Source organism: Yimella sp. NH-Cas1 (assembly GCF_022359705.1).
GTDB classification, from domain to species: domain Bacteria; phylum Actinomycetota; class Actinomycetes; order Actinomycetales; family Dermatophilaceae; genus Yimella; species Yimella lutea.
In genome coordinates, this window is the sequence record NZ_JAKSGG010000003.1 from 2,448,879 (window position 1) to 2,474,095 (window position 25,217).

At 67.9% G+C, this 25,217-nt stretch carries 26 protein-coding genes and 1 pseudogene; 14 read left to right on the forward strand and 13 right to left on the reverse strand.

Annotated features, from left to right (window positions below; all coding sequences use genetic code 11):
* Positions 1 to 36 precede the first annotated feature (36 nt).
* From MF407_RS12050 to MF407_RS12065, 4 genes are all read right to left on the reverse strand, one after another.
* Entirely contained in the window at positions 37 to 591 is a 555-nt protein-coding gene (locus MF407_RS12050) for an NADH-quinone oxidoreductase subunit B (RefSeq protein ID WP_129625251.1), read from the reverse strand.
* A gap of 10 nt (positions 592 to 601) precedes the next feature.
* Positions 602 to 967, reverse strand: a complete 366-nt coding sequence (locus MF407_RS12055) for an NADH-quinone oxidoreductase subunit A (RefSeq protein WP_129625338.1) — start codon at positions 965 to 967, stop codon at positions 602 to 604.
* 64 nt (positions 968 to 1,031) lie between these two features.
* Entirely contained in the window at positions 1,032 to 2,309 is a 1,278-nt protein-coding gene (locus MF407_RS12060) for a geranylgeranyl reductase family protein (protein ID WP_129625250.1), read from the reverse strand.
* Between the two features lie 289 nt (positions 2,310 to 2,598).
* Positions 2,599 to 3,291 (reverse strand): demethylmenaquinone methyltransferase, encoded by a 693-nt coding sequence (locus MF407_RS12065; RefSeq protein ID WP_129625249.1) that lies wholly within the window; start codon positions 3,289 to 3,291, stop codon positions 2,599 to 2,601.
* Between the two features lie 118 nt (positions 3,292 to 3,409).
* On the opposite strand from MF407_RS12065, the gene MF407_RS12070 reads away from it, so the two are divergent.
* The 8 genes from MF407_RS12070 (at position 3,410) to MF407_RS12105 (ending at position 10,014) form a co-directional block, all read left to right on the forward strand.
* Positions 3,410 to 4,633 carry an isochorismate synthase gene (locus MF407_RS12070; protein ID WP_239702909.1) on the forward strand — a complete coding sequence of 408 codons (1,224 nt, stop codon included), beginning with the start codon at positions 3,410 to 3,412 and terminating at the stop codon, positions 4,631 to 4,633.
* A gap of 356 nt (positions 4,634 to 4,989) precedes the next feature.
* On the forward strand, positions 4,990 to 5,622 hold the full coding sequence (locus MF407_RS12075) for a hypothetical protein (RefSeq protein WP_129625247.1): 633 nt from the start codon (positions 4,990 to 4,992) through the stop codon (positions 5,620 to 5,622).
* The gene (locus MF407_RS12080) at positions 5,619 to 5,888 is read left to right on the forward strand and encodes a hypothetical protein (RefSeq protein ID WP_136622855.1); all 270 of its coding nucleotides are present in this window, start codon (positions 5,619 to 5,621) and stop codon (positions 5,886 to 5,888) included. The genes MF407_RS12075 and MF407_RS12080 overlap by 4 nt, the downstream gene beginning before the upstream one ends.
* Before the next feature lie 945 nt (positions 5,889 to 6,833).
* On the forward strand, positions 6,834 to 7,127 hold the full coding sequence (locus MF407_RS12085) for a hypothetical protein (RefSeq protein WP_129625245.1): 294 nt from the start codon (positions 6,834 to 6,836) through the stop codon (positions 7,125 to 7,127).
* Positions 7,128 to 7,303: 176 nt separating this feature from the next.
* Complete coding sequence (locus MF407_RS12090; protein ID WP_239702419.1) at positions 7,304 to 7,597, forward strand: hypothetical protein; 294 nt, start codon at positions 7,304 to 7,306, stop codon at positions 7,595 to 7,597.
* Positions 7,598 to 8,199: 602 nt separating this feature from the next.
* Positions 8,200 to 8,499 carry a hypothetical protein gene (locus MF407_RS12095; protein WP_239702420.1) on the forward strand — a complete coding sequence of 100 codons (300 nt, stop codon included), beginning with the start codon at positions 8,200 to 8,202 and terminating at the stop codon, positions 8,497 to 8,499.
* A gap of 124 nt (positions 8,500 to 8,623) precedes the next feature.
* On the forward strand, positions 8,624 to 9,163 hold the full coding sequence (locus MF407_RS12100) for a toxin-antitoxin system HicB family antitoxin (RefSeq protein WP_211345128.1): 540 nt from the start codon (positions 8,624 to 8,626) through the stop codon (positions 9,161 to 9,163).
* Between the two features lie 2 nt (positions 9,164 to 9,165).
* Positions 9,166 to 10,014: a DUF4097 family beta strand repeat-containing protein gene (locus MF407_RS12105; protein ID WP_239702421.1), complete on the forward strand. Its 849-nt coding sequence runs from the start codon at positions 9,166 to 9,168 to the stop codon at positions 10,012 to 10,014.
* Between the two features lie 70 nt (positions 10,015 to 10,084).
* On the opposite strand, the gene MF407_RS12110 is transcribed toward MF407_RS12105, so the two are convergent.
* Positions 10,085 to 10,654, reverse strand: a complete 570-nt coding sequence (locus MF407_RS12110) for a dienelactone hydrolase family protein (protein WP_239702422.1) — start codon at positions 10,652 to 10,654, stop codon at positions 10,085 to 10,087.
* Positions 10,655 to 10,746: 92 nt separating this feature from the next.
* On the opposite strand from MF407_RS12110, the gene MF407_RS12115 reads away from it, so the two are divergent.
* Entirely contained in the window at positions 10,747 to 10,992 is a 246-nt protein-coding gene (locus tag MF407_RS12115) for a hypothetical protein (protein WP_205744695.1), read from the forward strand.
* A 6-nt stretch (positions 10,993 to 10,998) separates the two neighbouring features.
* Here the strand turns inward: MF407_RS12115 and menD are convergent, their stop codons facing one another.
* From menD to MF407_RS12130, 3 genes are read right to left on the reverse strand one after another with little or no spacing between them, the layout of a single operon-like run.
* Positions 10,999 to 12,732 carry a 2-succinyl-5-enolpyruvyl-6-hydroxy-3-cyclohexene-1-carboxylic-acid synthase gene (gene menD, locus MF407_RS12120; protein WP_239702423.1) on the reverse strand — a complete coding sequence of 578 codons (1,734 nt, stop codon included), beginning with the start codon at positions 12,730 to 12,732 and terminating at the stop codon, positions 10,999 to 11,001.
* Positions 12,733 to 12,736: 4 nt separating this feature from the next.
* Positions 12,737 to 13,648, reverse strand: a complete 912-nt coding sequence (locus MF407_RS12125) for an aldose 1-epimerase family protein (RefSeq protein WP_239702424.1) — start codon at positions 13,646 to 13,648, stop codon at positions 12,737 to 12,739.
* Positions 13,649 to 13,688: 40 nt separating this feature from the next.
* Complete coding sequence (locus tag MF407_RS12130) at positions 13,689 to 14,291, reverse strand: DinB family protein (protein ID WP_239702425.1); 603 nt, start codon at positions 14,289 to 14,291, stop codon at positions 13,689 to 13,691.
* A 75-nt stretch (positions 14,292 to 14,366) separates the two neighbouring features.
* Between MF407_RS12130 and MF407_RS15925 the strand changes: the two genes are divergently transcribed.
* The 3 genes and pseudogenes from MF407_RS15925 (at position 14,367) to MF407_RS12145 (ending at position 17,866) form a co-directional block, all read left to right on the forward strand.
* On the forward strand, positions 14,367 to 16,316 hold the full coding sequence (locus MF407_RS15925; RefSeq protein WP_239702426.1) for a helicase-associated domain-containing protein: 1,950 nt from the start codon (positions 14,367 to 14,369) through the stop codon (positions 16,314 to 16,316).
* Between the two features lie 82 nt (positions 16,317 to 16,398).
* Positions 16,399 to 17,213, forward strand: a pseudogene (locus MF407_RS12140) (DUF3626 domain-containing protein).
* Positions 17,214 to 17,368: 155 nt separating this feature from the next.
* The gene (locus MF407_RS12145) at positions 17,369 to 17,866 is read left to right on the forward strand and encodes a hypothetical protein (RefSeq protein ID WP_239702427.1); all 498 of its coding nucleotides are present in this window, start codon (positions 17,369 to 17,371) and stop codon (positions 17,864 to 17,866) included.
* On the opposite strand, the gene MF407_RS12150 is transcribed toward MF407_RS12145, so the two are convergent.
* Both MF407_RS12150 and MF407_RS12155 read right to left on the reverse strand, forming a co-directional pair.
* Positions 17,791 to 18,327: a hypothetical protein gene (locus MF407_RS12150; protein ID WP_275578259.1), complete on the reverse strand. Its 537-nt coding sequence runs from the start codon at positions 18,325 to 18,327 to the stop codon at positions 17,791 to 17,793. The genes MF407_RS12145 and MF407_RS12150 overlap by 76 nt on opposite strands.
* Positions 18,328 to 18,426: 99 nt before the next feature.
* Positions 18,427 to 19,239, reverse strand: a complete 813-nt coding sequence (locus MF407_RS12155) for a helix-turn-helix transcriptional regulator (RefSeq protein WP_239702428.1) — start codon at positions 19,237 to 19,239, stop codon at positions 18,427 to 18,429.
* Between the two features lie 72 nt (positions 19,240 to 19,311).
* Here MF407_RS12155 and MF407_RS12160 point away from each other — a divergent pair, with 72 nt between their 5' ends.
* Complete coding sequence (locus tag MF407_RS12160; protein WP_239702429.1) at positions 19,312 to 19,869, forward strand: maleylpyruvate isomerase N-terminal domain-containing protein; 558 nt, start codon at positions 19,312 to 19,314, stop codon at positions 19,867 to 19,869.
* A 276-nt stretch (positions 19,870 to 20,145) separates the two neighbouring features.
* On the opposite strand, the gene MF407_RS12165 is transcribed toward MF407_RS12160, so the two are convergent.
* The 3 genes from MF407_RS12165 to MF407_RS12175 all read right to left on the reverse strand — a co-directional run bounded on the left by MF407_RS12165 (position 20,146) and on the right by MF407_RS12175 (position 23,461).
* Entirely contained in the window at positions 20,146 to 20,487 is a 342-nt protein-coding gene (locus MF407_RS12165) for a DUF2200 domain-containing protein (protein WP_239702430.1), read from the reverse strand.
* A complete protein-coding gene (locus tag MF407_RS12170) occupies positions 20,487 to 22,436 on the reverse strand; it encodes a M13-type metalloendopeptidase (RefSeq protein ID WP_239702431.1) in 1,950 nt (649 codons plus the stop codon). The genes MF407_RS12165 and MF407_RS12170 overlap by 1 nt, the downstream gene beginning before the upstream one ends.
* A 92-nt stretch (positions 22,437 to 22,528) precedes the next feature.
* Entirely contained in the window at positions 22,529 to 23,461 is a 933-nt protein-coding gene (locus MF407_RS12175; RefSeq protein WP_239702432.1) for a hydroxymethylglutaryl-CoA lyase, read from the reverse strand.
* A gap of 78 nt (positions 23,462 to 23,539) precedes the next feature.
* On the opposite strand from MF407_RS12175, the gene MF407_RS12180 reads away from it, so the two are divergent.
* Positions 23,540 to 25,192 (forward strand): DNA repair helicase XPB, encoded by a 1,653-nt coding sequence (locus tag MF407_RS12180; RefSeq protein WP_239702433.1) that lies wholly within the window; start codon positions 23,540 to 23,542, stop codon positions 25,190 to 25,192.
* The last annotated feature ends 25 nt before the right edge of the window (positions 25,193 to 25,217 follow it).

Genomic DNA, 25,217 nt, shown 5'->3' on the forward strand with positions numbered 1-25,217 from the left:
CCGGATCCTGGGGGACGTCCTTCTTCTCGTTGTCGTTCACGCGAGAAGGCCCTTCATCTGGTGGGTGGGGGTGGCTTGCATGGCGGCGCGCTCGGCGGCACGGGCGGCCTCGACGCGATTGACGCCGAGCGGGCTCGACTGCACCTGCTTGTGCAGTTCGAGGATCGCGTTCAGCAGCATCTCCGGACGCGGCGGGCAGCCGGGCAGATAGATGTCGACCGGGACGATGTGGTCGACACCCTGCACGATCGCGTAGTTGTTGAACATGCCGCCGGAGCTGGCGCACACGCCCATCGAGATGACCCACTTCGGCTCAGGCATCTGGTCGTAGACCTGGCGCACGACGGGAGCCATCTTCTGGCTGACGCGGCCGGCGACGATCATCAGGTCGGCCTGGCGCGGGGTGGCTGAGAAGCGCTCCATACCGAAGCGGGCGATGTCGTAGTCGGGAGTGCCGACGGCCATCATCTCGATCGCGCAGCAAGCCAGACCGAACGTGGCGGGCCACATCGAACTCTTGCGCATGTAGCCGGCGACGTTCTCGACGGTCGACAGCAGGAAGCCTGCGGGGAGCTTCTCTTCAATACCCATGTTTCGGACCTCAGTCCCAGTCGAGGCCGCCGCGGCGCCACACGTATGCGTAGGCCACGAAGACGGTCAGGATGAACAGCACCATTTCGACCAGGGCGAACAGGCCCATGCGGTCGAAGGAGACAGCGAACGGGTAGAGAAACACCGATTCGATGTCGAAGATGATGAAGAGCATCGCGGTCAGGTAGTACTTGATCGGGACGCGTCCGCCGCCGTCGGCGTGCGGGGTGGGCTGGATGCCGCACTCGTACGCGTCCGCCTTGGCGCGGTTGTATCGCTTCGGGCCGACGAGTGCACCGGCGACGACCGAGAACACCGCGAAGAACAGACCGATGGCCGCGAAGAACAACAGCGGTGCATACGAGTAGTTCGTCATCCCTTGCATCGGGCCGACTCCTTCCAGGCGCTCATGATCGAGCGACGCTCCATGGTATTCACGCTCATGCTGCCGGGGTCACCCGTGTCAGGGCTGCCAGCAGCCGGTCGTCGGCGTTGCGGCCGTGGGTGTCACCGAGGTTTGCCATCAACTTCACCGCAAACCGCATCGTCGTTGCGCGGGGTACCGCGTACTTCACGGCCCAGCGCTCGAGGTGCGGGTTGCCGATCATCTTGGCGAACCAACGACCCATTGTGTAGTACCCGCCCAGCGCGCCGCTCACGGCGTCCGGGTAGGAAGCCAGGACCTGCTCGCGACCGGCGGCATCGCAGCGCGCGAAGGCCTGGACGACAACCTGCGCAGCGAGGCGGCCGGACTCCAGCGCGGCAGCGATGCCCTCGCCGGTGAACGGGTTGGTGCAGGCTCCTGCGTCGCCGACGAGCAGCAGCCCGTCGGCGTACAACGGCCCTCGGATCAGACCCGCCGGAAGGCGCGTGCCCTCGATCTCGCCCTGCATCGTGGAGTCGTCGAAGGTCCACTCGGACGGCATCGTCGCCACCCAGCGCTTCAGGGCGTTCGCGGCGTCCGCCGGCGCAATGTCCTCGCGAACGGTGAGTCCGACGGTGCTCGTGCCGTCGCCCAGGCCATGGATCCAGCCGCGGCCACGCATCGGCTCACCGCCGTCCGGCGTCGGGAATTCGACCCAGGATTCCAGGTGGTCGTCGTTGCTGCGCGGACTGGAGTACGTGGCGCAGACCGCGTACATCTCCGGTTGCTCCGACTCGTGATCGGCTACTTGCGCCAGGACCGACCCGGCACCGTCGGCCGCAATGACCAGCGGCGTGTCGAAGCCGACCTTCGCGCCCTCGTCGTCGATGCGCCGAGCCTCGACGCCGACGATCCTGCCGTTCGAGTCCTTGATCGGCCCGGTGACCTCGACCCCGTGCAGCACGCGGGCGCCCTTGGCCGCGGCGTGCTCGGCGAGGGCTTGGTCGAGTTCGCGCCGGCTGCGCACGAAACCGTACGGCGGGAAGGCGGCCTCGTCCGGCCAGGCGACCTGCAGTCGCATGCCGCCACCGATGATCCGCACACCCTTGGTGCGCACCCACCCGTCGGTGGGGACGCCGAGGGTGATCAGTTCGCGAACCGCGCGCGGAGACAGAGCCTCGCCACGGTTGTTGCCGCGGTCGGTGTCGTGGGGGAAAGTGGCCTTCTCCAGCACCAGCACGTCGAGGCCGGCCTGGGCCAGGTGCGCTGCGGTCGCCGAACCTGCGGGGCCTGCGCCGACGACGATGACGTCAGCGGTTCCCTCCGCCGCATGACGCGGGGCAGCCTGGCTCACAGTGGGGTTCCTCGGTGCTTCTGGGTCTGCTTGTGAAGACGTTCACTAACCCGTGCACTCTACGTCGCAGCCCTCGAATGTCCCTACTAAGGCGACCCTAAACACCGCCGGTCGAGCTACATTCCGCAACCGCCGCTGGTCGAGCCACACCCTGCGAACGCCGCTGGTAGAGCCGCACCCAAAACGCCGCTGGTAGAGCCGCACGCCTGACGAAGGAAGGCGTGCGCGCCGAAATCAAGGCGCCGACGGGACGAGAACCCGGCCACTCGTGCTCCGGACCGCGAAGAACTCAGGCCTTGGTGCCCCGGTGCAGCGCGACGATCCCGCCGGTGAGGTTCTTCCACTCCACGTCGCTCCAGCCGGCCTGCTGCAACTGCGCGCCCATCCCGGCCTGGTCGGGCCAGGCCTGGATCGACTCGGCCAGGTACACGTACGACTCGGCGTTAGAGCCGACCGGCTTGGCGATGCGTGGCAGCGCACCCATCAAGTACTCGGAGTACACCTTGCGGAAAACCGGGTTCGTCGGCGTCGAGAACTCACAGATGAGGACGCGTCCGCCGGGCTTGGTGACGCGGTGGAACTCCGCGAGCGCCTTCACCGCGTTCTCGACATTGCGCAGACCGAAGCTCATCGTGACCGCGTCGAACGTGTTGTCCGGGAACGGCAGGTTCATCGCGTCCGCCGCGGTGAAGGCCATGTCGGCGCGACGCTTCTTGCCGACGCGCAGCATGCCGAGCGAGAAGTCGGCGGGCACGACCTGTGCACCGGCCGCCTCGAACGGCTCGCTCGACGTGCCGGTGCCGGCAGCGATGTCGAGGATGAGTTCGCCACGCTTGGGTGCGACGGCATCCACCACCTGCTTGCGCCAGCGGCGGTCCTGCCCCATCGACATGACGTCGTTGGTGATGTCGTAGCGGGCTGCCACGTCATCGAACATCCGGGCGACGTCCGAGGGGCGCTTGTCGAGGCTGGCGCGATTCATGTGCCCATCTTGACGCACGCAGTGACCGTATTACTCGCCGGTCGGCGTACGCTCCTTGCTCGTGACCTTCCCGCTCGCCGACGCCACCCCGCCGACCCTGGTGGCCCGGACGACGCAGATCCCCGACCCGATCGACCTGTCGCTGCTGGTGCCCGACGACGTCGCGCCGCAGGACATCGTCTGCTGGTTGCGGGGCGGCGAAGGACTCATCGGCTGGGGCCGGGCCGCCTCGATCACCACCAGCGGTGCCGACCGGTTCGACGCCGCCACACAGTGGTGGCAGGACGTCACCGCGAGCGCCGTGGTCCGCACCGATCTCGACCTCCCGGGCACGGGACCCATCGCATTCGGCACCTTCGCGTTCAGTCGCCGCTCGGGTCAGACCAGCACGCTGGTCGTGCCCGAGGTGGTCGTCGGACGACGGGAGGGCCGCTGCTGGATCACCCAGATCGCGACGGCCGACCGCTTGCCCGGTACCCCTGCCCGGGTGGAGCGCCACGAGCCGCGCACGACCGGCGAGACGGCCTTCGAATCAGGATCCCTGAGCCGCGACGAGTGGGCGGACGCGGTCGCCGAGTCCGTGCAGCGCATCCAGCACGGCGACCTGGACAAGGTGGTCATGGCGCGCGACGTCGTGGCTCGCAGCGCAACCCCGATCGACCCGCGCCGGCTGCTGCACCGCCTGTCGCAGACCTACTCCAACACGTGGACTTTCGCCGTCGACGGCATGCTCGGGGCGACACCGGAGATGCTGCTGCGCCGCGAGAAGGGCCTGGTCACCTCGCGTGTTCTCGCTGGCACCATCCGCCGCAGCGGCGACGACGAGCACGACCTCGGCCTGGCCGCCGGTTTGGCCCGGTCCTCCAAGGACCTCGAAGAACACGAGTACGCCGTGCGCTCGGTCGCCGAGGCGCTGCGTCCGCACTGCAAGTCGATGAACGTGCCCGAGTCCCCGTTCGTGCTGCACCTGCCCAACGTGATGCACCTGGCCACCGACGTCACCGGCGTGCTGCGCAACGGCACGCCGTCACTGGCGCTCGCTGCCGCGCTGCACCCGTCCGCGGCGGTGTGCGGCACGCCGACCGGCATGGCAGCCGAGGTCATCCACGAACTCGAGCGGATGGACCGCGGACGCTACGCCGGCCCGGTCGGTTGGCTCGACGCCGATGGTGACGGCGAGTGGGGCATCGCTCTTCGCAGCGGCATGCTCGACCCCGAAGACCCCTGTCGAATAAGGCTTTTCGCCGGCTGCGGCATTGTCGCCGGAAGCATCCCCGAGGCCGAACTGGCCGAGTCGGACGCCAAGCTGCTGCCGATGCGCAGCGCCCTCGCCGACGACTGACCACCGCTGGTCGAGCCCGCGCCGCTGGTCGAGCCCTGCGGATGACGAAGGCTTGTACTGAGCCGTCGCGAGGCACAAGCGACGTGTCGAAGTGAATCCGCAGGCGCCGAAACCACGGTGACCGCGAACGCCAACCCGACCACACCCCGACGCTGGTCGAGCCCTTACCGCTGGTTGAGCCCTGCGGATGACGAAGGAATCCGCAGGCGCCGAAACCACGGTGACCGCGAACGCCAACCCGATCACAACCCCGACGCTGGTCGAGCAAGCCCAGCGTTCTCGGAGGTTCTCCGACCGTGCCAGGTCGGTGACAGACCGGGCGCGCAGGTTGGTGTCACGAGACCACAAGGAGCGTCATGCAGACCACGACAACCACGATCCCTGTGATCCAGCACTGGGGCACTACCCTCCCGGCGCCCACCGACACCTTCGCGGTGCGCTCCCTCACGGACGGCGACGTCCTCACCGTCCACGAGGTCATGGGTGGGATGTCTGCGCAATCTGCGTACCTGCGTCTTCACACCGGCATCCAGCAGCTTCCGCTCCGCTCGACGACCGCACTCGCACGGGTGGTGGACGGTGTTCAGCGATCGCACGTGGCACATGAGTCCGGCACCGGCCGGGCGATCGGTCTCGCGATGTGGGTCCGGTCATCGGACACCGACGAGGCCGAGATCGCGGTGATGATCGCCGACTCCGCCAGCTGTCGGCGGGTAGTACTGTCTGAGCACCACCGCATGCGGGCCTGGCCGACCCGTCTCGGCGCACTCTCCGACCCCAGCGACCCGACGATGCTGCGCCGCGTCAACCGACACCTCGCTCGGCAGGGACCGCTTGCGCGAGTTGGGCATGGCCGCGCTCGGGGCTCTGCCTGTCGACCGCGAGGGATGTGGTCGTTGCCCTTCGAGGACAGCCCATGGCGCACCGCGATCCACGACGAGCCGTGCCCGTTCTCATCAACGAAACCGGCACGCTTCACGTACTCATGAGCCAACACGTTCCACTGCTCATCAGTCAGATGCTGGTGCTTGGGACCCAGCGCCATCGACGCGTGAAAGACGTGCACCTTGCCGGTCGCTTCAACGCCATCACGGTGCAGCTGTGCACGACTCAACCCGCCCTGAGCCGCACCCACCGATGCGACGGCAAAACCTCGGGCATCGACGGCACCTCCGGAACATCGACGTCGTCCGGCGCCGGACAGCAAAGCCCCTGGGGCAACTTCGGAATTCAGGGCGTCATCTCTAAGCATTGAAAGCGTGGCGAACGCCGGAACGGCACCTACGCCGGCACATGGATCAGTCTCGACCCGATCACGCGACTCAACGACCCGGCCGGTGCAAACCCATACGTGTTTGAAGGAGGCAAACCGATCAACTACATGGACCCTGTCGGAAAGTACTGGTCTGATGTTACCGATTCCATCGGAGGACTTTCTGCGTGCGTAAGTGGCGGCTCGGTAGCATCAGGATACTTCGCCGGCGTCGGATCGTTGTTCGGGCCGGAACGAACCGTCATCGGTGGCGTCGCCGGCTTCATGTATGGTCGTGGAGCAGAAGTAATCGCAAATGCAACGCTCGGCTTCAATCGGATCCAGGGCTTCCAACAGCCCTTTTCACAATGAGTTCGAATGGTAGTGAGTGATAGCCACGTGAAACGTGATCAAGCTAGAAAAAGTAAGTTCCCTGCATGGTTGTACCTAGCAGCGATTGCAACAGGAGCCCTTACCTTTGGAGGATCGCAACTCAAGCAATCGAATGAGGGCTTGGGGTCGCTCCTCCAAATATTATCGCTCCCGCTTGCGATCGTCACATTATGGGGGGTTGTCCGCTACTTTCGCGTGTTATTCAACAGCATCGAAGATGGCGTCGATACTAAGGATCGCGGCGAATGGTGATCGACCACGTCGGGACATGCGATCCCAGGCCTTGGGACGCTATCTCTCACGCAAGGCCCTCCCGACTCGCCGACTAGCTGACGGGGCTGGGTAGGGCTATCTCTGGGTGACACAAGGGGGCCATAACGCTGGTTGTAGCCCCCTCATCCTGATGTGTGTGGAAGGTTCACTGACCGAGCCCTCGATCAGGTGCCGGCCCGGTACGGCGTGGGGTGCCGGCCATTCATTGGCCCAGCCGCGCGCCGGACCGGTGCCGGCGGCCGGGAACCGAGGTCGCCCAGAGGTGCCGTGCGCTGCGGCCTGTTGGACCTCGATCGCCTCTGCCGGCAGCTCCGGCGCGGGATTGGTGCGCATCGACGAGGGGACGCGGCCGGCCTCAGCGTTATCCCCGGCGCCGACCAGGACAGGCACGAGCTGCTGCTGGGTGACGGTTTGGCCGCGACCAAGGTCGACGAGCTCCTGGCGGGCGGCCTGCGCATCCTGCATAGCGCGCACGGTGCGCTGGATCTGCTTCATCACCGCGTACCAGCCGCGAGTGCGGTCGCGGCCGCCGGCGCGGATCGCGAGGTTCAGGTGTCGTGCTGCGAGCCCTGCTGAGCGGGAGCGGGGCAGAATGCTGCCGTGCTACATCCCGGCCCCGGTGGTGTAGTCCTCCGGGCGGGGATCGAACGACACTCGGGCGTAGTCGTCGGCGACCTTCCCAGCCGGGACGCCTCGTGCGGGTCGGGGTGATGCACCGCGGCCAGGGCGAGCATCCAGCCGGCGGCGGCCGCGTGCGATCGCCACTGCTCAATGTCTTCGGGGTCGGTCGCCTCGACCTCGGCAGCGAACCGTTCTGCGTGGTGCTCGGCTCGGCCAGGTGCTCCTCAATGTCGGTGGTGGGGTGGTCGACAACCGCCTCTTCTTCCCGCCACAGCGCGAGAGCTTCCCGCCGGGTCTCGGGGGTTTCGTGGGGTGCCCACTGCTTCCGCAACGATCTAAATGTCAGGTCCGGCGCGATCTTCGATGCGGCGACCGCGACCGAGTCGGTGTCGGCCAACGACACCAAGTATCCGGTGACGACGTAGCGGCCACCCTTACCCCACCGGGGCACCAGCTCGAGGCCGACCATCGCCGCGTTCCGCAACCACTCCGCCTCGGCCGAGGAACCGGTCGCGGTGCCGCGCAACACACGCTGCAGGTGCACCCGATCCGGGTCGACCGGACGAGTCGCGGACCGTCCCGCCGCCTGGTCCTGGGCATTCAACTCGGCCCGTTCCTCGGCGCGGCGCACCTCGGCCTGGGTGTACGCACTGAACCCCGATCTGTGCCGCCGCGCCCTGGCCCTGTGGCACGGGGACATCGCCTACGACAACGTGTCTGCCACCCTGGTCGGCCCCGAGCCGGGTACGGCTGGACGAGCTACGCCGTGGCGTTCGGACCACGCCGGCGAGCTTCCTTCTGGACGAGCACCGTCCGGGCGGCTCGGACAAGGACGCGGCCGTCGGTGACGCCGAGGGAGCCATGGCGGAGCGCACGCGGCGATGGCCCGGGCAGGCCACAGTGCCGGCGTGGTGCATCGGGTCACTGCCATCCCAAGGCCGCCCTGGCGCTGCTGCTGCACGCCGGCCGGCCGCAGGAGGCGCTCGACCTGCTCGAGGACTCCGCGTGCCAGGCAGGCTGACTCGGCGTGCAGCCGACGGCCACGATCGCCACGTACGCGGGTTGGGCGGCGCTGGCACTCGACCGGGTGGATGTGGCCACGAGGTGGTTCGCCGAGGCGATGGGCGGGCCCCGCTCCTACGCGTCCGCCCCGGCCATGGGCGAGTGCTGCGTGGGAACGGCCGCCGCTCTCGCGCGCAGCGATCCCCGACCGGCGGCTGAGTTGCTCGGACTGGGGCACTGGCTGCTCGACCACGAGGAGACGGCGCTGCCTCCCACGCTGGCGGCCCACGACGCCCGCGTCACCGGCCTGGTCGAGGCCCCATGACCCTCACGCACCTCGACTGCCGACCTCGTGATGACCCGCGTCCAGCAGATCGTCGGAGGCTTGGATTCTTCTGCCGCCCCCGAACCCTTGACGCTGACGCCACGTTGACGTCATAGTGATGTCTATGGACATCACTCCGTACATCGAAGGAATGCGGCAGGACCTGCTCGCTGCCGCCCGTGCCGCCGGGGAGGACGGCGAGAAGTTCGTCGCCGAACGCCTCTCGTACGCCATCGACGCATCCGCGCGACTGGCCATCATGGAGGCGGTCAGCGCCGCTGCCGCCGAGATCACGGCCAAGATGCCGTCCGGTTCGGTCGATGTGAAACTGGTCGGTCGCGACCTCGACTTCGCGATCAACGCGCCGCTGCCGAGTCCGCCCACTCCCCCGTCGCCCCCTCACCTGGACAAGGACGCCGAACCCGAGGACGAAGGCGGCCTGGCCCGCGTCACGGTACGCCTGCCCGAGGCGGTCAAGGCCAAGGCCGAGGCTCGCGCCGAGGCTGCCAACCAGTCGCTGAACACGTGGATCGTCAACGCAATTCGCGTTTCCACGATCAAGGACGGGTTCCAGATGGACCCCAGCGAACTGATCAACCACTTCCTCGGTCAGGACCCGTTCACCGGACGAAAGGGCAGCCGACACATGAAGGGTTGGAACTGATCATGCGACACGAACAGTTCGAGGCCCGCGAACCTGTCGAGCTGTACGTGGAGATCCAGGGCGGCTCGGTCCACCTGGACGCCACGAGATCCACCGACGTCTCGGTCGAGATCGAAGGCACTCACGCGGACGAGGTGCTGGTCGAGCAGCGCGGTCGCTCGCTGCGCGTGGTCACCCCGCGGCCGCGGGGGCTGGGCGGCGGACGCGAATGGGCCGTCGACCTGCGCATCCGCGTTCCGGGCGACAGTGACGTCATTGTGCAGTCAGGTAGCGCGCCGGTGACCCAGCAGGGTGAGCTGCGCTCGATGCAGTGCAAGGCCGGATCAGGCCACGTGGTGCTCGACCGGGTCGGACGCGAGACCCTCGTCGACACCGGTTCGGGCCGGATCACGGTGGCTCATCTGCAGCGCGACGCCCGACTGCGCACCGGGTCCGGTGGCGTCCGAGCCGGACGCCTCGACGGCGTGGCGATCGTCGCCACCGGCTCCGGCGACGTCAGCATCAGCGACTTGCTCGGCGAACTCTCGTTCAAGGCCGGCTCCGGAAGCCTGTCGATCGAGCGGGCTCGGGGCAAGGTGCGGGGACGCACCGGCAGTGGCGACGTGTCCGTAGGTCGCCTCCAGCACGGCGAGATCGATGCCAAGACCGGCAGTGGTTCGGTCAGCGTGCACGTCCCCGAAGGCACTCCGGTCTGGACGGACGTGGTCTCCGGACGTCCGGTGGAGTCGACGCTGCCTTCCGCCGGCGAACCGGCCCCCGGCCAAGACTTCGTCAAGCTCAGCGCTCGCACCGGCAGCGGCACTGTCCGCCTTGCACCGAGCGAGAGTTCGGATCACCAGGAGCACGTCTGAACAACCCGAAAAGTCCGCAGAATCGTCGAGTTGGTCTACTGGTTCTGCGGACTTTTCGTTGCCGGAGCGCTCAGTCGAGCCCGGCAAGGAAGGCCTTGGCCCGCTCCATGAGCAAGGCCGCCGCCTGCGGGTCGTAGGCGTCGAGAGAGCTGTCGGCGAACAGGTGCTGATCGCCCGGGTAGACGAACAGCTCTGCATTGGACTCAGATTCGGTGAGCTCACGTGCTGCGGGCAGGTCCTCGTCGAAGTACTCGTCGCCTTCCTTGCCGTGGATCTGCACGGGCAGCCCGGTCGGCCATGCTCCGAACTCGCTGACCGGCAGGCAGGAGTACATGAACAGCGCGCCGCGTGCGCCGGATCGGGTCTGGGCCAGCTGCTGGGCGATCGCCACACCGAACGAGAAGCCCGCATACACGAGATCGGTTCCGTACTCCTGGGCAGCAGCGACGCCTCGCTCGCCCAACTGCTCGAACCCCACCTCCTTCGCATAGGCGAAGCCGTCCTCGATGCTGGGGAATGTCCGCCCCTCGAACAGGTCGGGTGAGTGCACCGTGTGCCCGGCCTCGCGTAGCTCGTCGGCAAAGGCACGGACGCCGTCGGTCAGGCCCTGGATGTGGTGGTAGAGCAGCACGTCGGTCATGAGCAACAGCTTTCTCGAGGCAATGATCCACATTCTTGGAACGTTCGACGATGCTAGTCTGACCGGCCGAACCCGCCGCCGATCGCGGCGCAATGCCGCGGGACTTCAACGACTTCGAGGTCGCCGCGCAGGAATCCGGCCCCGCCTACGAACGCGGCAAGCTGTGGGGCTTCATCCGGCACGCCCGCCTTTCGCAGGACCAGGCGTCGCAGTTCTGGCACCGGATGGCTGAACTCGTCGAGGAGTTCGACCGGATGCCGCGCTCGGGTGACACGGTGTACGGATTCGCCATCGGCGTGTATCCGACGGATCACCCGTCTCTGCCATCGGCCGACTGAGCGCGATCAGTCCAGTTCGGCCAGCGCGTGTCGGGCGACCTCCGCAAGACGTTCGTGCAGAGGACGCTCGGCAGAACGCTCGATGCGTACCTCCAGCACCCGAACCCCCTTGCTGGGGTTGGCGATTCGATCGGCGAGCGTGTCGCGGTCGGTGATGAGCTCGTACTGCGTGCTGCGCGCCCGACACACCAGCTCGAGGTTGGCGCCGGTCGGCGTTCCGAAGATGCGCTCGAAGGAATCGGTCAAGTGGTCCTGGCCCGGCTCCAAGGTGCTGAAGATCCCACCGCCGTCGTCGTTCAGCACGACGATCGTCAAGTCCGGCTTGTCGTTGTCCGGGCCGATCAGCAACGCGTTGCCGTCGTGCAGGAACGTGAGATCGCCCATCAGTGCGTACGTCGGTCGTTCCGGACGCGAGAGCGCGACGCCCGCGGCGGTCGACACCATGCCGTCGATGCCTGCCAAACCGCGATTGGCTACCGAAACCACCTCTCGCGCAATGCGATTGGGGTTTCGCGCAAGATCGAGGTCTCGGACGATGTTGGACGGGCCGATCACGATCGCAGAGCCGTCGGGCAGGTTGTGCACCACCGTCCGGGCGACGGTCATGCCGGAAGGCCAGCTGCCCTCGATGAGCGGTGTCGCGGCCTCGGACAGCGCAGTGCTGGCACGACGCCACCGGGCGCTCCACGCGCGGTCCGCGCAACTGGCGACCGCCGTCCGGCTGCGCTCGATGTCCTCCCACGCGTGCACGCGGCGGGTGTGGTGACTCGAGCCCGCCCACGAGGTGCCGGCGGTGACGACCTCGACCGAGACGTCCGGATGGCGCAGCAGTTTGCCCACCTCCCGATCGAGGGTGGTGCGTCCGGCCACAAGGACGCGTTCTGGCCGGTTGCGCTCCAGCCATTCGGTGGCACGCAGGATCAGCGCCCCGTGCGGGGTGACCCGTCCACGGTGGTACTGACCGAACGGTTCGGCGATGACCGGCCAGCCCGCCGCGTCCGCGAGCTCGGCGACCTCGGCGGCCATCGACGGCTCGGGCAGGTCACCCAGCACGACCAGCGTGCGCGGCACGGGGGCGATGCCGGGCCCGGCAGCCACAGCGCGGTGGCTGTCGACCTGGCGGATGTTGAGCCAGGACTCACCGCGCGGCAGACCGCTGAGGTCCTCCGGCCAGTCCTCACTGTCGACGTCCGGCACCAGTGGGGCGCGCAGCGGAATGTTCAGGTGCACCGGGCCGGCGTCGCCCGTGGGTACGCCGGTCGCTTCGGCGAGGGCACGTCCGACGATCGAACGCCACCAATCCTGTTGACCCGCACGCCTTTCGGGTACGCCGAACTCGTAGAACCAGCGGGTGGAGTTGCCGAAGATCTTCACCTGGTCGGTGGTCTGGTTGGCACCGACAGCGCGCATCTCCGGCGGCCGGTCGGCCGAGAGGACGAGCATCGGCACATGGGCATGGTGCGCCTCGAGAACGGCCGGGTGCAGGTTGGCCACCGCGGTGCCGCTGGTGGTGATGATCGGCACCGGGATCCGACGGATCTTCGCCATGCCGAGGGCGAGGAACCCCGCCGACCGTTCGTCGATGCGCACGTGCAGCCGAAGTCGTCCGGCCTTCTCGGCCTCGAGCGCGGCGTACGCCAGCGGCGCCGATCGGGAGCCGGGAGCCAGGACGATGTCACGTACGCCGTGCCGGACGAGCTCGTCGATCAGCACGGTCGCGAAGGCCATGGAGGGGTTCACGGCGTCATTCTCCCGTAACGCCCCACGACGCCGACCAGGTCTGTCCGAGTTGCAGCTCGATGAGGCCCTCGCCGGTGTTGAAAGCGTTGGCCGAACAGGTCATCGGCTCGACCGCGACGCCGGTGCGCCGGGCGTTACCACCGGGCAGCGAGTCACCGGTGAAGGCTTGCGCGTAGCCGAACGCGTCCGCATCGGCCCAGAGCGTCGTCGCGTGTTCGTCGGTCCGTACCGTGATGCGCCAGTGACCGTCCTCCGCGCGCAGATCGGTGTACGCGTGATCCAGCTGCGTATCGGCGATCGGCCGCGCGGTCGAGAAGTCGAGCTCGGCCGGCACCGGCGCGGTGCCCGTAGGGATGAGGCGGTCGTCCACGTCGATCACGGTGCCGGCAGGCAGTTCGAGGATCAGCTGGTCGACCGTGTCCTCCCCGGCCGTGAGGTAGGGGTGTGCGCCGTAACCGAAGGGCACCGCTGCACGGCCGGCGTTCGTTGCAGCAGGCGTGACGGTGAGGCCGTCCTCGCCGATCGAGTACGTGACGGTCAGCTCGAGGATCCCGTCCCAACCCTGTTGCGGCAGCAGCGAGCAACCGACGACCACTCGATCATCACTCTGCTCCACCAGGTGCCAGGTCGCCCAACGGGTGAGTCCGTGGGAGGCGTTCGATCGTGCCGGTTCGGACAGCGCCAACTGCTGCTCCTTGCCCGCGTAGGTGTACTTGCCGTCGCGAATACGGTTGGGCCACGGCATCAGGTGCTGACCCCGTCCGGCATCGGCCTTTGCGTCGACCGGGTAGCCGTGCAGCAGTGGCCTTCCACCCGAGCGGTATTCGCGGATTCCTCCACCCGCCTGGACGACGACGAGTTCCTGGTCGTGGGCCATCAGGGTCCACTGCTGCCCGCTGGGTGCGCGATCACTCATGACGCCCAATCAAGCACATCGCGTGCGAGCCCGCACCCCGTCAGGGAGTCTTCGGGCCGGCAGCCGCACGAGCAGCCGCCTCGATGCGGGCGCGGTGCGCCGCCCACCACGCGTCGTCGTGGTCGCCCTGGTTGGTGTTGCCCTCGCTCATCCCGGCCCGCGCATCGAGCCCCTCGCGCAGGATGTCGACGTGGCCGGCGTGACGCGCGGTCTCGCTCAGTACGTGCACGAGCATCGAGTGCAAGGTGACCCCATCGCTGCGCCACCACGGCACGTGACCGATCGCGTCCAGGTCGAGAGCGTCGATGGTGGCGTCGGCGTGCGCGATCGCGGCGCGGTAGGTGGCGATCAGGTCGGCGCTGGACTCCTCGGCCGTCGCCCACATGTCGCTCTCCTCCTCGGCGCCCTCGTCCCACCCCGTGAGGTGCGGCTCGAACGGCCGGTCGAAGCAGTCGCCGAAGTACCACGCCTCCACCAGCGACAGATGCTTGATGAGTCCGAGCACGCTCGTGCCGGTGCGGGTGAGCGGACGGCGCAGGTCGTACTCGTCGAGTCCGTCGGCCTTCCAGAGCACGGCCTCCCGCGCCTCCCGCAGGTAGGTGTGCAGCTTCTGCTTCATCTCGGTCGTCGCGTTCGTCGTCACGGGTTCGAGCCTGGCAGGTCGACGCGCCCGACTCCACAGCATTCCGCAACGAAGCCGTGGGATTACCGTTGCGGGGTGCCGGAAACCAATCGCAGCCTCGCCGACGACGTGCGTGCGCGTTCACCCGAGCAGTTGCGGCAACTGGTGCTGGCCCGGCCCGATCTGATGCAGGGCGGCACGGTCGACGTGTCGGGTCTGGCCGCGCGTGCGGCGTCGCGGGCGAGCGTGCAGCGGGCCGTCGAGAGCTTGTCGGCCGACGCGCTGAGGGTGCTCGAAACGCTGCTGGTCACCGACGGTGACGGCGCTGCCGCCGCAGCCCGACTCGGGGTCGACACGGCGGTCATCGGCGAGTTCGCCGATCTGTTGTGGACCCGAGCGCTGTTGTGGCGCAGGGATTCTGCCCTGGTCGCGACCCGATCGGTGAGCGAGTTGTTGCTGCCTCGCGCCACGGCCCTCGCCGAGCACGACGCGCTCGACTCCGCGCCGCTGACGTTGCCGACCGTGGGTCGAGCGGGCGTCGACCGGTCGGTCACCGACGCGCACGCCGGCCAGGCGGCGCTCGACCTGCTGCGCCACATCGAGTCGCTTGCCGACTGGTGGCAGAACAACCCGCCTCGGGTGATGGCCAAGGGCGGGGTGTCGGTGCGCGACCACAAGCGACTCTCCACCGAGCTCGCACTCGCCGAACCCGCAGCCGCCTTCGTCGCCGAGATCGCCCACGCCGCAGGGCTGGTCGCCGACGACCACGACGTCGAACCCACTTGGCTGCCGACATCCGCATACGACGACTGGCTCGACACCTCGCCCGCGCACCGGTGGTCGGTGCTGATCGACGCGTGGTGGGCGATGCTGCGTGCACCCTCGCTCGTCGGCACCCGGGACGCTGCGGGCACCACCGTCAATTTGCTCGGCTCGGGCGCGGCGTGGCCGATGATGCGGCAGCGCCGCCACGATGTGCTCGGCGCCGTGGCGGAGGCGGGACTCAACGTCGCGGTCGACGCCGGTGACGTCGACGATCTGCTGCGCTGGCACCGTCCGCTGCGGCTGCCGCCGGGCACGCCGACACGGTCGGCAGACGTGCTGGCCGAGGCGCAATGGCTCGGCCTGGTGGCCGACGGTCAGCTCAGCACCGCCGGACGTGCTCTGCTCGACGACCGGTGCGGCGCCGCCGCGCTCGAGCCGTTGCTGCCGACCCTGATCGACCACCTGCTCGTGCAGGCCGACCTCACCGCGATCGCTCCCGGGCCGTTGCGGGACGATCTGCGGCGCCTGATGGGTGCCGTCGCCGACGTCGAATCAAGTGGTGGTGCAACGGTTTACCGGTTCAGCTCGACGTCTCTTCGGCGCGGGCTCGATGCCGGCTGGTCGGCGCCCGATCTGCGCGACCGGCTGAGCGCCGCGAGCCTCACCCCACTCCCGCAGGCCTTGGACTACCTCATCGACGACGTCGCGCGGCAACACGGAGTTGCCCGCATCGGCGCCGCGAGTTGCTACCTGCGAAGCGACGACGAGACGTTGCTCGACGCGCTGCTCGCCGACCGCAACACCGAGCCCTTGCAGTTGCTGCGCATCGCCCCGACCGTGGTCGTGTCGCGGCTTCCGGCGGCGCGCATGCTCACCCTGCTGCGCGAGGCGGGCTACTCCACACTGGGAGAGGACGCGTCGGGCACCGTGGCCGCGACGGGCGCCGTCCAGCACCGGGCGCCGGTGCCGCGTCCGCCGTCGCCGGTGGTCACCACTGCTGTCAGCGACTCAGCCGCCGAGCGCTTCGTGGCTGACCTACTCGCCCGAAATGGTTCTGCCCCAGGCGAATCAGCGGGCGACCCGGCCGTGACGGTCGACCTGCTGCTCGACGCCGCTGCCGCGGGGCTGCCCGTGCGGGTTGGTTACGTCGACACCGCCGGCAACATCAAGCGCGTGACCCTGCGACCGACCGGCGTCGACGGAGGACGCGTCACCGGCACGGTGGGTGAGTCGGTGCGCACGATCGGCGTTCATCGGATCACCGATGTCAGCCCGGCCTGAGCGCACACAGCCACCGGCCGAGCCGTCCCGCTGGGCGCGGGCGGCCGTCGCGCATGTGACGTCGTCGAGCCACGGCGACCCGATGGACCGATCGCTGCGCATCACGCTCAACTTCCACCCGGACCGGCGCAGCGGCGACGCGACGACGATCGAAGGCATCGCGCGCGACGGGGTCTACCGGTCGCAATTCGAGACCGGCACCGGCAACGGCGGCCTCACCGCTCATCCCGGTGGAGACCGATGGCGCTGGGAGGGTCGCCTGTTCGGGGCGCCTACGACGACGCCCCGGCGCAGGAACGTCCGAAGTACGGCGCGGTCGATCACCGTCGGCGGCCGCTCGGCGGGGCACCCCGTTTCGGTTCGTGCTACTTCCGGCTCGCGGAGCACGCCCTCGAGCGCGCAACCTTCTGCTTCCCTGACTCCTTCACCCAGCCCTCGGTGATCGGCACCGCCGCCCGATTCGGCAACCTGCTCGACGCCGTACGTCGCTTCGACCGGCAGCCTCCGCAGCACGAGCCGGAGGACGGCGACCTGCTCGACGGATACATCGAGGCGCAGGTGCACGGCGTCCTGATCATCGAACGCGATGTCGAGGCCGTCGTGCTCGACCCCTGCTACCGCGACACCGCCCACGCGGACTCTGCCGGTTCGCTCGGGGTGCCAGTGGAGTGGCACGAGGGCCGCGCGCTCGACCTCGGCACCCTCGAACGGAACGCCGATTACCGTGACCCACCGGCGGTCGAGCTTGCGCGCAGCATCGCGCGTGACGGCATGCTCGACGCACGAATCATCGGCGATGCGGCGCGCACCGGTCGGCATCATCCGCAGGCCGTGAAGCAGGTCTGGCATCAGGTCGCCAGGTTCGGTCGCGCCCGCGAGTTCGTCGACCGACACTGACGCAGAACCGCTGGCCCACAGTCGGGCAATCGAGGTTGTCGGTGGTGGGTGGCAGACTCTGTTCATGGAGCTGGACGAGGGTTCGATGGTGACGGGATCGGTTGTGACACAACGCGATCCGGCCACGATTTGAGCCTGCTGTTGCTCCGGTGCCGATGGGCGCGACGCGGCCCGGACTGTCCCAGGTCGACGCCGCCTGCGCGGCCCGGTACGACCTCGAACACGCCGCCGGAGTGCTGACCGCCGCCTACCGACACCGCGTCGAAGTCACCCGCCTCGCGCTACGGGAGCAGCACTGGGCCGGGTCAGGCATCCGCTCCCCACAACACTGGCTCACCTGCTTCGCAGGTATCTCCCGCGGCGCCGCGACCGACATCGTCCAAGTCGCCTCCCGCGCCGACGAGTTGCCCTGTGCCCTGGCCGCGTTCGAGACCACCGCGATCACCTTCCACCAACTGGTGATCATCGCGAGGCACGTCCCCGCCCCCTATGAGGAAGCCGTCACCCGCCTCGCACCCCACACCGACGTCGGCCAACTACAGCGCGCCGTCAGCAAATTCCCCAGGTCAGGTCTGCATCAGTTGCCGGGGCCGCGCTTGCGCAGTTCCTCCACCTCCGACATCGCCTGCCGCAGTTCGTCGAGCCACTCGTGAATGTGCTCTCCGGTGCGACGAACGCACCAGGCGAGCGCCTCCGAGCGTGATCCGGCGACGCCGGCATCGACGAGAGTGTCGAGCACGTGTCGCTCCGGCTGGCGCAGCCGTGTCATCACCGGCGCCGCGACGTGCGTGAACAGGTAGGTCTCGTCTCCGACAGCGATGCCCCAGGAGACCTTGCGGTGGTAGCGGCTCTCGGCGTCGAGTGCGATGCCGATCCGCTCGTCACGAGTGTCCGACCGGAACTTCGCGACCTTGCCCTCGGCCTCGGCGTTCGACTCGGTGACATGGGTCAGGCGCCCGATGACGACGATCTCCTCGCGGTCGGCGGTGAGGTCGAAACTGCTGAACCATTGCGCCGGAAGCCTGCCGTTGAACCACTCGGCGACGTCGTCCGCCGACGGCAGTTCGCGCGCCGTCCGGCGCCCGGGGCCACCCATTGCCTGTCGTGCCATCATCACAATCTCCTAGCGAATTACCAAATTACAGAATTACAACACCGCCACGGGACGGTGGCAAGGGGGGCGTGTGCGCGGGGTGGCGCGGACTGGCTCGGCTCAGCGCGGCTGACTGCGCAGCAGGAACTCCCGTGGTGTCATCCCGGTCGATGCCTTGAAGTCGCGGGAGAAGTGCGCCTGATCGGAGTAGCCGAGGTCCGCAGCGGTGTCGGCCAACGAGCCAGTGCCGTCCCGCAGTCGGTCCGCGGCTTCGTGCAGGCGGCGTCGACGGATGAGCCACAGCGGGCTGAGTCCGAGCCGGCGCGAGCACAGACGTTGCAGGGTGCGTTCGGGCAGGCGGACGAGCTCGCACAGCTGCGTCACCGTGGTGATCGACGGGTCGGTCTCGACGCGCTCGACGATCGAATTGACCAGTTCCGACTCGTCGTCCATCGGCAGCAGCCGCTCCAGCCGCTCCTCCACGAGGGCGCGCCCGATCGCATGCGCCCGCGGATCGGAGGGGTCCGGTGCCATGACGTCGATCAGTGGCGCGGTGAGTCCGGGCAGCACCGCATCGAGTTCGAGATGCGTGTCGGTCAGCGTTCGCACCGGTCGACCGAGCAGCAGTGCTCCCGCCGCCGGCGCGAACATCGCACCGAAGCCCCACGAGCGCCCCTCGAGCACGGTCGTGCCGAGCCCGCGATTCGGCCCCACGAAACGCGAGTAGGCGGGCGTCGTGATCAGCAGGCAGAGCGGATACTGCAGCACCTTCTGCACCGCCTGCTCCCCGGCGGGCACATCCCAGACCGGAATCCAGTAACGCCGCAGCAACCCGGCGAGGTGATCGGGCGCCGGGTAGCGATGGATGGTGAACGTGCGGTCGCCGGCGTCGCGCAGGTGCGCGCGTTCGACATCGTCTGCAGCCCGGCCCATGTGTCGGAAATTATCAATACCGGGCGGTGGCCGGGCTCCTACTTTCGAAGAACTCAACCGAAGGAGAAGACCATGGCCGACAGTCTGCAGACCTGGACCGCCCACGCCGACCCGTTCACCGAGGTGGTCGCATCGATCACCGACTGGGACGCCCAGAGCCCGTGTGACGGATGGACCGCCCGCAACGTGGTCGACCACGTCGTCGACACCGAACGGGAATTCCTCACCGGCCAGGGATTCGACCTACCGAACCTCGACCACAGCGATCCGTCCGCACGTTGGCGCGCGCACGACGCGAAGGTCCGTGAGCTGCTGGCCGAGCCGGGCGTGGGCGACAAGACCTACGACGGCCACTTCGGCCCGACCACCGTGGGCGAGACGCTGTCGCAGTTCTACGGATTCGATCTGTTGGTGCACCGCTGGGACCTCGCAGCCTCACATGGCGAACGCGCCCTCCTCACGGACCCTGAGCTCGACGAGATCGACTCGGCAGTGACCGGTTGGGGCGAACACGCTTATGCGCCAGGCATTTTCGCCCGCCCTGTCGATGTCCCGACGGACGCCGACCGGCAGGCCGAGGTGCTCGCCCGCACCGGACGAGTCGACCGCGTCACCACCGCCACACGCTGACCGACGGCGGCGGAGTGCGCAAGGCCGCGCTGCGTCCGATCGTCGGCGTCGAGAAGGTGCTGCGGTTCCTGCTGGCCGTGCGGCCCGACGCACCCACGCAGTTCCGCATCGTCGACCTCAACGGCGGCCCGGCGGTGCTCGCCGACATCGACGGTCAGCTCGACTCGACCTTCAACCTTCTAAGTCGCGGACGGCCTCCTGAATCGCACTCTGGTGCAACGCAATCCGCTGAAGCTTGCGCATCTCGACGCGGTGCGCGGGCTGTCCCGCGACGGGTCAGGCGCGTAGCACCTTCTGCATCGGACGGCCCTTGGCGAGCTCGTCGACGAGCTTGTCGAGATAACGGATCTTCTGCATCAGCGGGTCTTCGACTTCCTGCACCTTCACCCCGCACACCGAGCCGGTGATCTGCGAGACGTTCGGGTTGACCGACGCCTCAGCGAAGAACTCCTCGAAGGTCGTCTCGTCGGCGAGGTGCTTGTCGAGAGCCGCCGCGTCGAAGCCGGTGAGCCACTCGATCACCTCACGCAGCTCGGCCTCGGTACGACCGTTCTTCTCGACCTTCGTCACGTAGTGCGGATACACCGACGCGACGCTGGTGGTGAAGATGCGCGACATCAGAAGATCCGCACCTGGTCCTCGGGCGCGAGGTACATGCCGTCGCCCGGCTGCACGTCGAACGCCTCGTGGAACTCGCGCAGGTTCCGTGCGACGTTCGCGCGGCAGTTGGCCGGCGCGTGCGGGTCGATCGCGATCAGACGCTTCGCCTCGTCCGGACGCGCCTTGCCGCACCACACCTGGCTCCACCCGAGGAAGAAACGCTGGTTACCGGTGAATCCGTCCAGTTCCGGAGCCGGATTCTCCTCCTGCGCAATGGAATACGCCATGTAACCAATCGTCAGACCACCGAGGTCGCCGATGTTCTCGCCGACGGTCAGTCCACCGTTGACCTTGATGTCGGGGGCATCGGCCGGTGACTCCTGGTCGAACTGGTCGATGAGCTTTTTGGCACGCTCCTCGAAACGCTCGCGGTCTTCCGGGGTCCACCAGTCGGTGAGCGAACCGTCGCCGTCGAAGCGCGAACCCTGGTCATCGAAGCCGTGCCCGATCTCGTGACCGATCACCGCACCGATGCCGCCGTAGTTGACCGCGTCGTCCGCGTCGACGTCGAAGAACGGCGGCTGCAGGATCGCGGCCGGGAAGACGATCTCGTTCATCATCGGGTGGTAGTACGCGTTGACCGTCTGCGGGGTCATCAACCACTCGGTGCGATCGATCGACTGCCCGATGCGGCCGAGCTGACGGTTGAGTTCGAACTCGGCCGACCGAGCAAGGTTTCCCAGCAGGTCGTCCGCGTCGATCTCGAGCGCGCAGTAGTCACGCCACTTGTCCGGGTAACCGATCTTCGGGGTGAACTGCGCCAGCTTTCCGAGCGCGCGTTCACGAGTCGCGGGCGACATCCATTCGAGGCTCTCGAAGTCGCGGCGGTACGCCTCGATGAGGTTCGCGACGAGTTCCTCCATGCGCTCCTTGGCGCGCGGCGGGAAATGCTCGTCGACGTACAACTGCCCGACGACCTCACCGATGCACGACTCGACGACCGCGACGCCGCGCTTCCACCGCTCCTTCAATTTCGGGGTGCCACTGAGCACCCTGCCGTTGAACGCGAAGCTCTCGTCGACGATGTCCTGATGGAGGTACGCCGCCTGGTCGCTGATGACCATCCACGACAGCCACGCCTTCCAGTCGTCCAGGTCGTGGTCGACCAATGCGGTGGACAGACCGGACAGGTACGACGGTTCTCCGACGACCACGTCCGCGAATGCTCCGGGCGGCGCCCCGATCCCGGAAACCCAAGCATCCCAATCGAACTCGGGGGCCAGATCCTTCAGTTCGGCGAACGAGTGCTTGTTGTAGGTCTTCAGAGCGTCGCGGGTCGAGACGACGTCCCAGTGATGAGTCGCGAGGCGGGTCTCCAGCGCGAACACACGGCGCGCGAAATCGGCAGGATCGGGGACGCTCGCCAACTCGGCCATCCGCTCGAGATGCCCCTGGTACTTCTCGCGCACCTCGGCGTACTTGTCCTCGCGGTAGTACGACTCGTCCGGCAGGCCGAGACCACTCTGCGTGAGGTAGGCGATGTACTTGTCCGGGTCCTTGGCGTCGGCGGTGACGTAGAAGGCGATCGCGCTCCACACTCCGCGACGGGTGAGTTCGCCCATGAGCCCGGCCAGCTGGCTCGTCGACCGCAAACCGCGGATCTGCTCCAGCCGCGGCTGGATCGGGTCGGCACCGGCGGCCTCGATCGACTCGGTGTTCATGAACGAGGTGAACAGGTCACCGACCTTGCGCTCCCCCGTGCCGGGCTCGGCGTCGGAGGCGGCGGCCCGCTCGATGATCACTCGGACAGCTGCCTCGGACGCCTCGCGCAGCGCGTCGAAGGCGCCGTACCGCGCACGGTCGTCGGGAATCTCGGTGCTGCGGACCCAGTGATTGTTGACGAACCCGAACAGGTCGTCCTGCACGCGGGTTTCGGAATCGAAGGTCGAAGTCAGGCCAGAACGCATACGTCGACCCTAACCCCGCCGAGTGGCCGGGCTATGGACGAGTGGCCGGGATATCGCCCGGCCGCCTGTTCATAGCCCGGCCACTCGGTGGGTCAGGCAGTGCCGAGGGCGCGGACGACGCGGGACGGCGACGGGCGGCCGAGTTGGTCGGCCATCCAGACACTGGTGGCGACGAGTTTGTCGAGGTCGACGCCGGTCTCGATGCCGAGTCCGCGACACATCCACACGAGGTCCTCGGTGGCCAGGTTGCCGGTCGCCGACTTCGCGTAGGGGCACCCACCCAATCCGCCGGTGGACGCATCCACCACCCGGACCCCGTGCTGCAGCGCGACGAGCGTGTTCGACAGCGCCTGCCCGTAGGTGTCGTGGAAATGGACGCCGATCCGGTCGATCCCGATTCCGCTGTCTCCCAACGCATCCAGTAGTCGAGCAACATGACCCGGCGTGCCGACGCCGATGGTGTCACCGATGCTGAGTTGATCGCACCCGAGCTCCATCAGCCGCGCGCACACGTCGACGACCTGCTCGATCGGCACCGGTCCTTCCCACGGGTCACCGAAGCACATCGAGACGTACCCGCGCACCCACAGGTCGTCGTCCTTGGCCCGCTTCACCACGGGCGCGAACATGTCGAGTGACTCCTCGACGGAGCGGTTGAGGTTCTTTCCAGCGAAGGTCTCCGTGGCTGAACCGAACACCGCGATCGACTTCACCCCGGCCGCGAGCGCGTTGTCGAGACCCCGCTCGTTCGGCACCAGTACCGGCCGGGTCGGACGGCGCGCCTCCTGCCCCAGCGAGTCCACCAGTTCGGTCGCGTCGGCCAACTGCGGGATCCAGGACGGCGGCACGAAGCTGGTCGTCTCGATCGTGTCGAGGCCGGCGTCGATCATCCGGCGGATGAACTCGGCCTTCACCGCGGTGGGCACGACACTCTTCTCGTTCTGCAATCCGTCGCGGGCACCGACCTCGTAGATCGTGATGCTGTCGGGCAATCCGTCGGCTGGTTCGACCATCGGCAGGCTCATGTGAGCATCGTCTCACCCGCCGTCCGCGCCCTGAACCCGCCGGGAATCGGCGGGCTTCCCGCCTGGTTAGCCTGAAACGTGCCCACCGACGTCCCCGGACCCCTGATCGTCCAAAGCGACAAGACCGTCCTGCTCGAAGTCGACCACCCGCTCGCCCGCGAAGCACGTGCGGCGATCGCGCCGTTCGCCGAGTTGGAACGTGCGCCCGAGCACATCCACACCTACCGGGTGACGCCGCTCGGCCTGTGGAACGCGCGCGCCGCCGGACACGACGCCGAACAGGTGGTGGACGCGCTCGTCCGGTACAGCCGCTACCCGGTGCCGAACGCGCTGCTCATCGACCTCGCCGAGACGATGGATCGCTACGGACGTCTGACCCTGCGCAAGCAGGACATCGCCGGCGAACAGAAGCTCGTGCTGGTGACGACCGACCGCGCAGTGCTCACGGAAGTGTTGCGCAACAAGAAGATTCAGCCACTCGTCGGCGACCGGATCGACGACGACAGCGTTCTGGTGCACCCGTCCGAACGAGGCGCGATCAAGCAACAACTCATCAAGCTCGGCTGGCCCGCCGAGGACGAAGCCGGCTACGTCGACGGCGAGGCGCACCCGATCGAACTGGCCGAGGACGGCTGGAGTCTGCGCGATTACCAGCAGCACGCGGTGGACGGTTTCTGGCACGGCGGATCCGGCGTCGTCGTCCTCCCCTGCGGTGCCGGCAAGACCCTCGTCGGCGCGGGTGCCATGGCGAAATCGCGCACCACCACGTTGATCCTGGTGACCAACACGGTGAGCGCTCGGCAATGGAAGGACGAACTGCTGCGCCGCACCTCCCTCACAGAGGACGAGATCGGCGAGTACAGCGGGGCCCGCAAGGAGATCCGGCCGGTCACCATTGCGACCTACCAGGTGCTGACCCTGAAGCGGAAGGGCGTGCACCCGCACCTGGAACTGCTGGACGCCCGCGACTGGGGACTCATCGTCTACGACGAGGTGCACCTGCTGCCGGCCCCGATCTTCCGTATGACCGCCGACCTGCAGGCCCGTCGCCGCCTCGGCCTCACCGCGACGTTGGTACGTGAGGACGGGCGTGAAGAGGACGTCTTCAGCCTCATCGGCCCCAAGCGTTTCGATGCGCCGTGGAAGGAGATCGAGGCGCAGGGCTACATCGCGCCCGCCGACTGCGTCGAGGTGCGGGTCAGTCTGTCCGAGAGCGAGCGCCTGGCGTACGCGTCCAGCGATGCGGACGAGCGCTACCGGTTCGCGTCCTGTGCACCGGTGAAGGACAAGGTCGTCCAGCAGCTCGTCGACAAGCACCGCGGTGAACCGACCCTGGTCATCGGCCAGTACCTCGACCAACTGCAGTCGCTCGCCGGACGCCTGGACGCCGACCTGATCACCGGCGAGACGTCGGTTTCGGTGCGGCAGAAGCTGTTCCAGCAGTTCCGCGACGGTGAGATCTCGTTGCTGGTGGTCAGCAAGGTGGCGAACTTCTCGATCGACCTGCCGGAGGCGTCCGTCGCGATCCAGGTCAGCGGCACCTTCGGTTCACGCCAGGAGGAAGCGCAACGCCTCGGACGCGTGCTGCGCCCGAAGACCGACGGACGCACCGCGCATTTCTACACGGTCGTCACCCGCGACACCGTGGACGCCGACTTCGCCGCCCACCGGCAGCGCTTCCTGGCTGAACAGGGCTACGCCTACCGGATCACCGACGCCGAGGACCTGTGAACGTCATGAGGGACGAGGCGTGGCT

Coding starts and splice junctions, on each gene's coding strand:
- MF407_RS12160 (WP_239702429.1), top strand. CDS start 19,312: ATGGCCGACAGTCTGCAGACCTGGACCGCCCACGCCGACCCGTTCACC.
- MF407_RS12080 (WP_136622855.1), top strand. CDS start 5,619: ATGAGCCAACACGTTCCACTGCTCATCAGTCAGATGCTGGTGCTTGGG.
- MF407_RS12170 (WP_239702431.1), bottom strand. CDS start 22,436: ATGCGTTCTGGCCTGACTTCGACCTTCGATTCCGAAACCCGCGTGCAG.
- MF407_RS12065 (WP_129625249.1), bottom strand. CDS start 3,291: ATGAATCGCGCCAGCCTCGACAAGCGCCCCTCGGACGTCGCCCGGATG.
- MF407_RS12110 (WP_239702422.1), bottom strand. CDS start 10,654: ATGACCGACGTGCTGCTCTACCACCACATCCAGGGCCTGACCGACGGC.
- MF407_RS12115 (WP_205744695.1), top strand. CDS start 10,747: ATGCCGCGGGACTTCAACGACTTCGAGGTCGCCGCGCAGGAATCCGGC.
- MF407_RS12150 (WP_275578259.1), bottom strand. CDS start 18,327: ATGATGGCACGACAGGCAATGGGTGGCCCCGGGCGCCGGACGGCGCGC.
- MF407_RS12100 (WP_211345128.1), top strand. CDS start 8,624: ATGGACATCACTCCGTACATCGAAGGAATGCGGCAGGACCTGCTCGCT.
- MF407_RS12105 (WP_239702421.1), top strand. CDS start 9,166: ATGCGACACGAACAGTTCGAGGCCCGCGAACCTGTCGAGCTGTACGTG.
- MF407_RS12145 (WP_239702427.1), top strand. CDS start 17,369: ATGGGCGCGACGCGGCCCGGACTGTCCCAGGTCGACGCCGCCTGCGCG.
- MF407_RS12165 (WP_239702430.1), bottom strand. CDS start 20,487: ATGTCGCGCATCTTCACCACCAGCGTCGCGTCGGTGTATCCGCACTAC.
- MF407_RS12050 (WP_129625251.1), bottom strand. CDS start 591: ATGGGTATTGAAGAGAAGCTCCCCGCAGGCTTCCTGCTGTCGACCGTC.
- MF407_RS12175 (WP_239702432.1), bottom strand. CDS start 23,461: ATGAGCCTGCCGATGGTCGAACCAGCCGACGGATTGCCCGACAGCATC.
- MF407_RS12055 (WP_129625338.1), bottom strand. CDS start 967: ATGACGAACTACTCGTATGCACCGCTGTTGTTCTTCGCGGCCATCGGT.
- MF407_RS12155 (WP_239702428.1), bottom strand. CDS start 19,239: ATGGGCCGGGCTGCAGACGATGTCGAACGCGCGCACCTGCGCGACGCC.
- MF407_RS12125 (WP_239702424.1), bottom strand. CDS start 13,648: ATGAGTGATCGCGCACCCAGCGGGCAGCAGTGGACCCTGATGGCCCAC.
- MF407_RS12075 (WP_129625247.1), top strand. CDS start 4,990: ATGCAGACCACGACAACCACGATCCCTGTGATCCAGCACTGGGGCACT.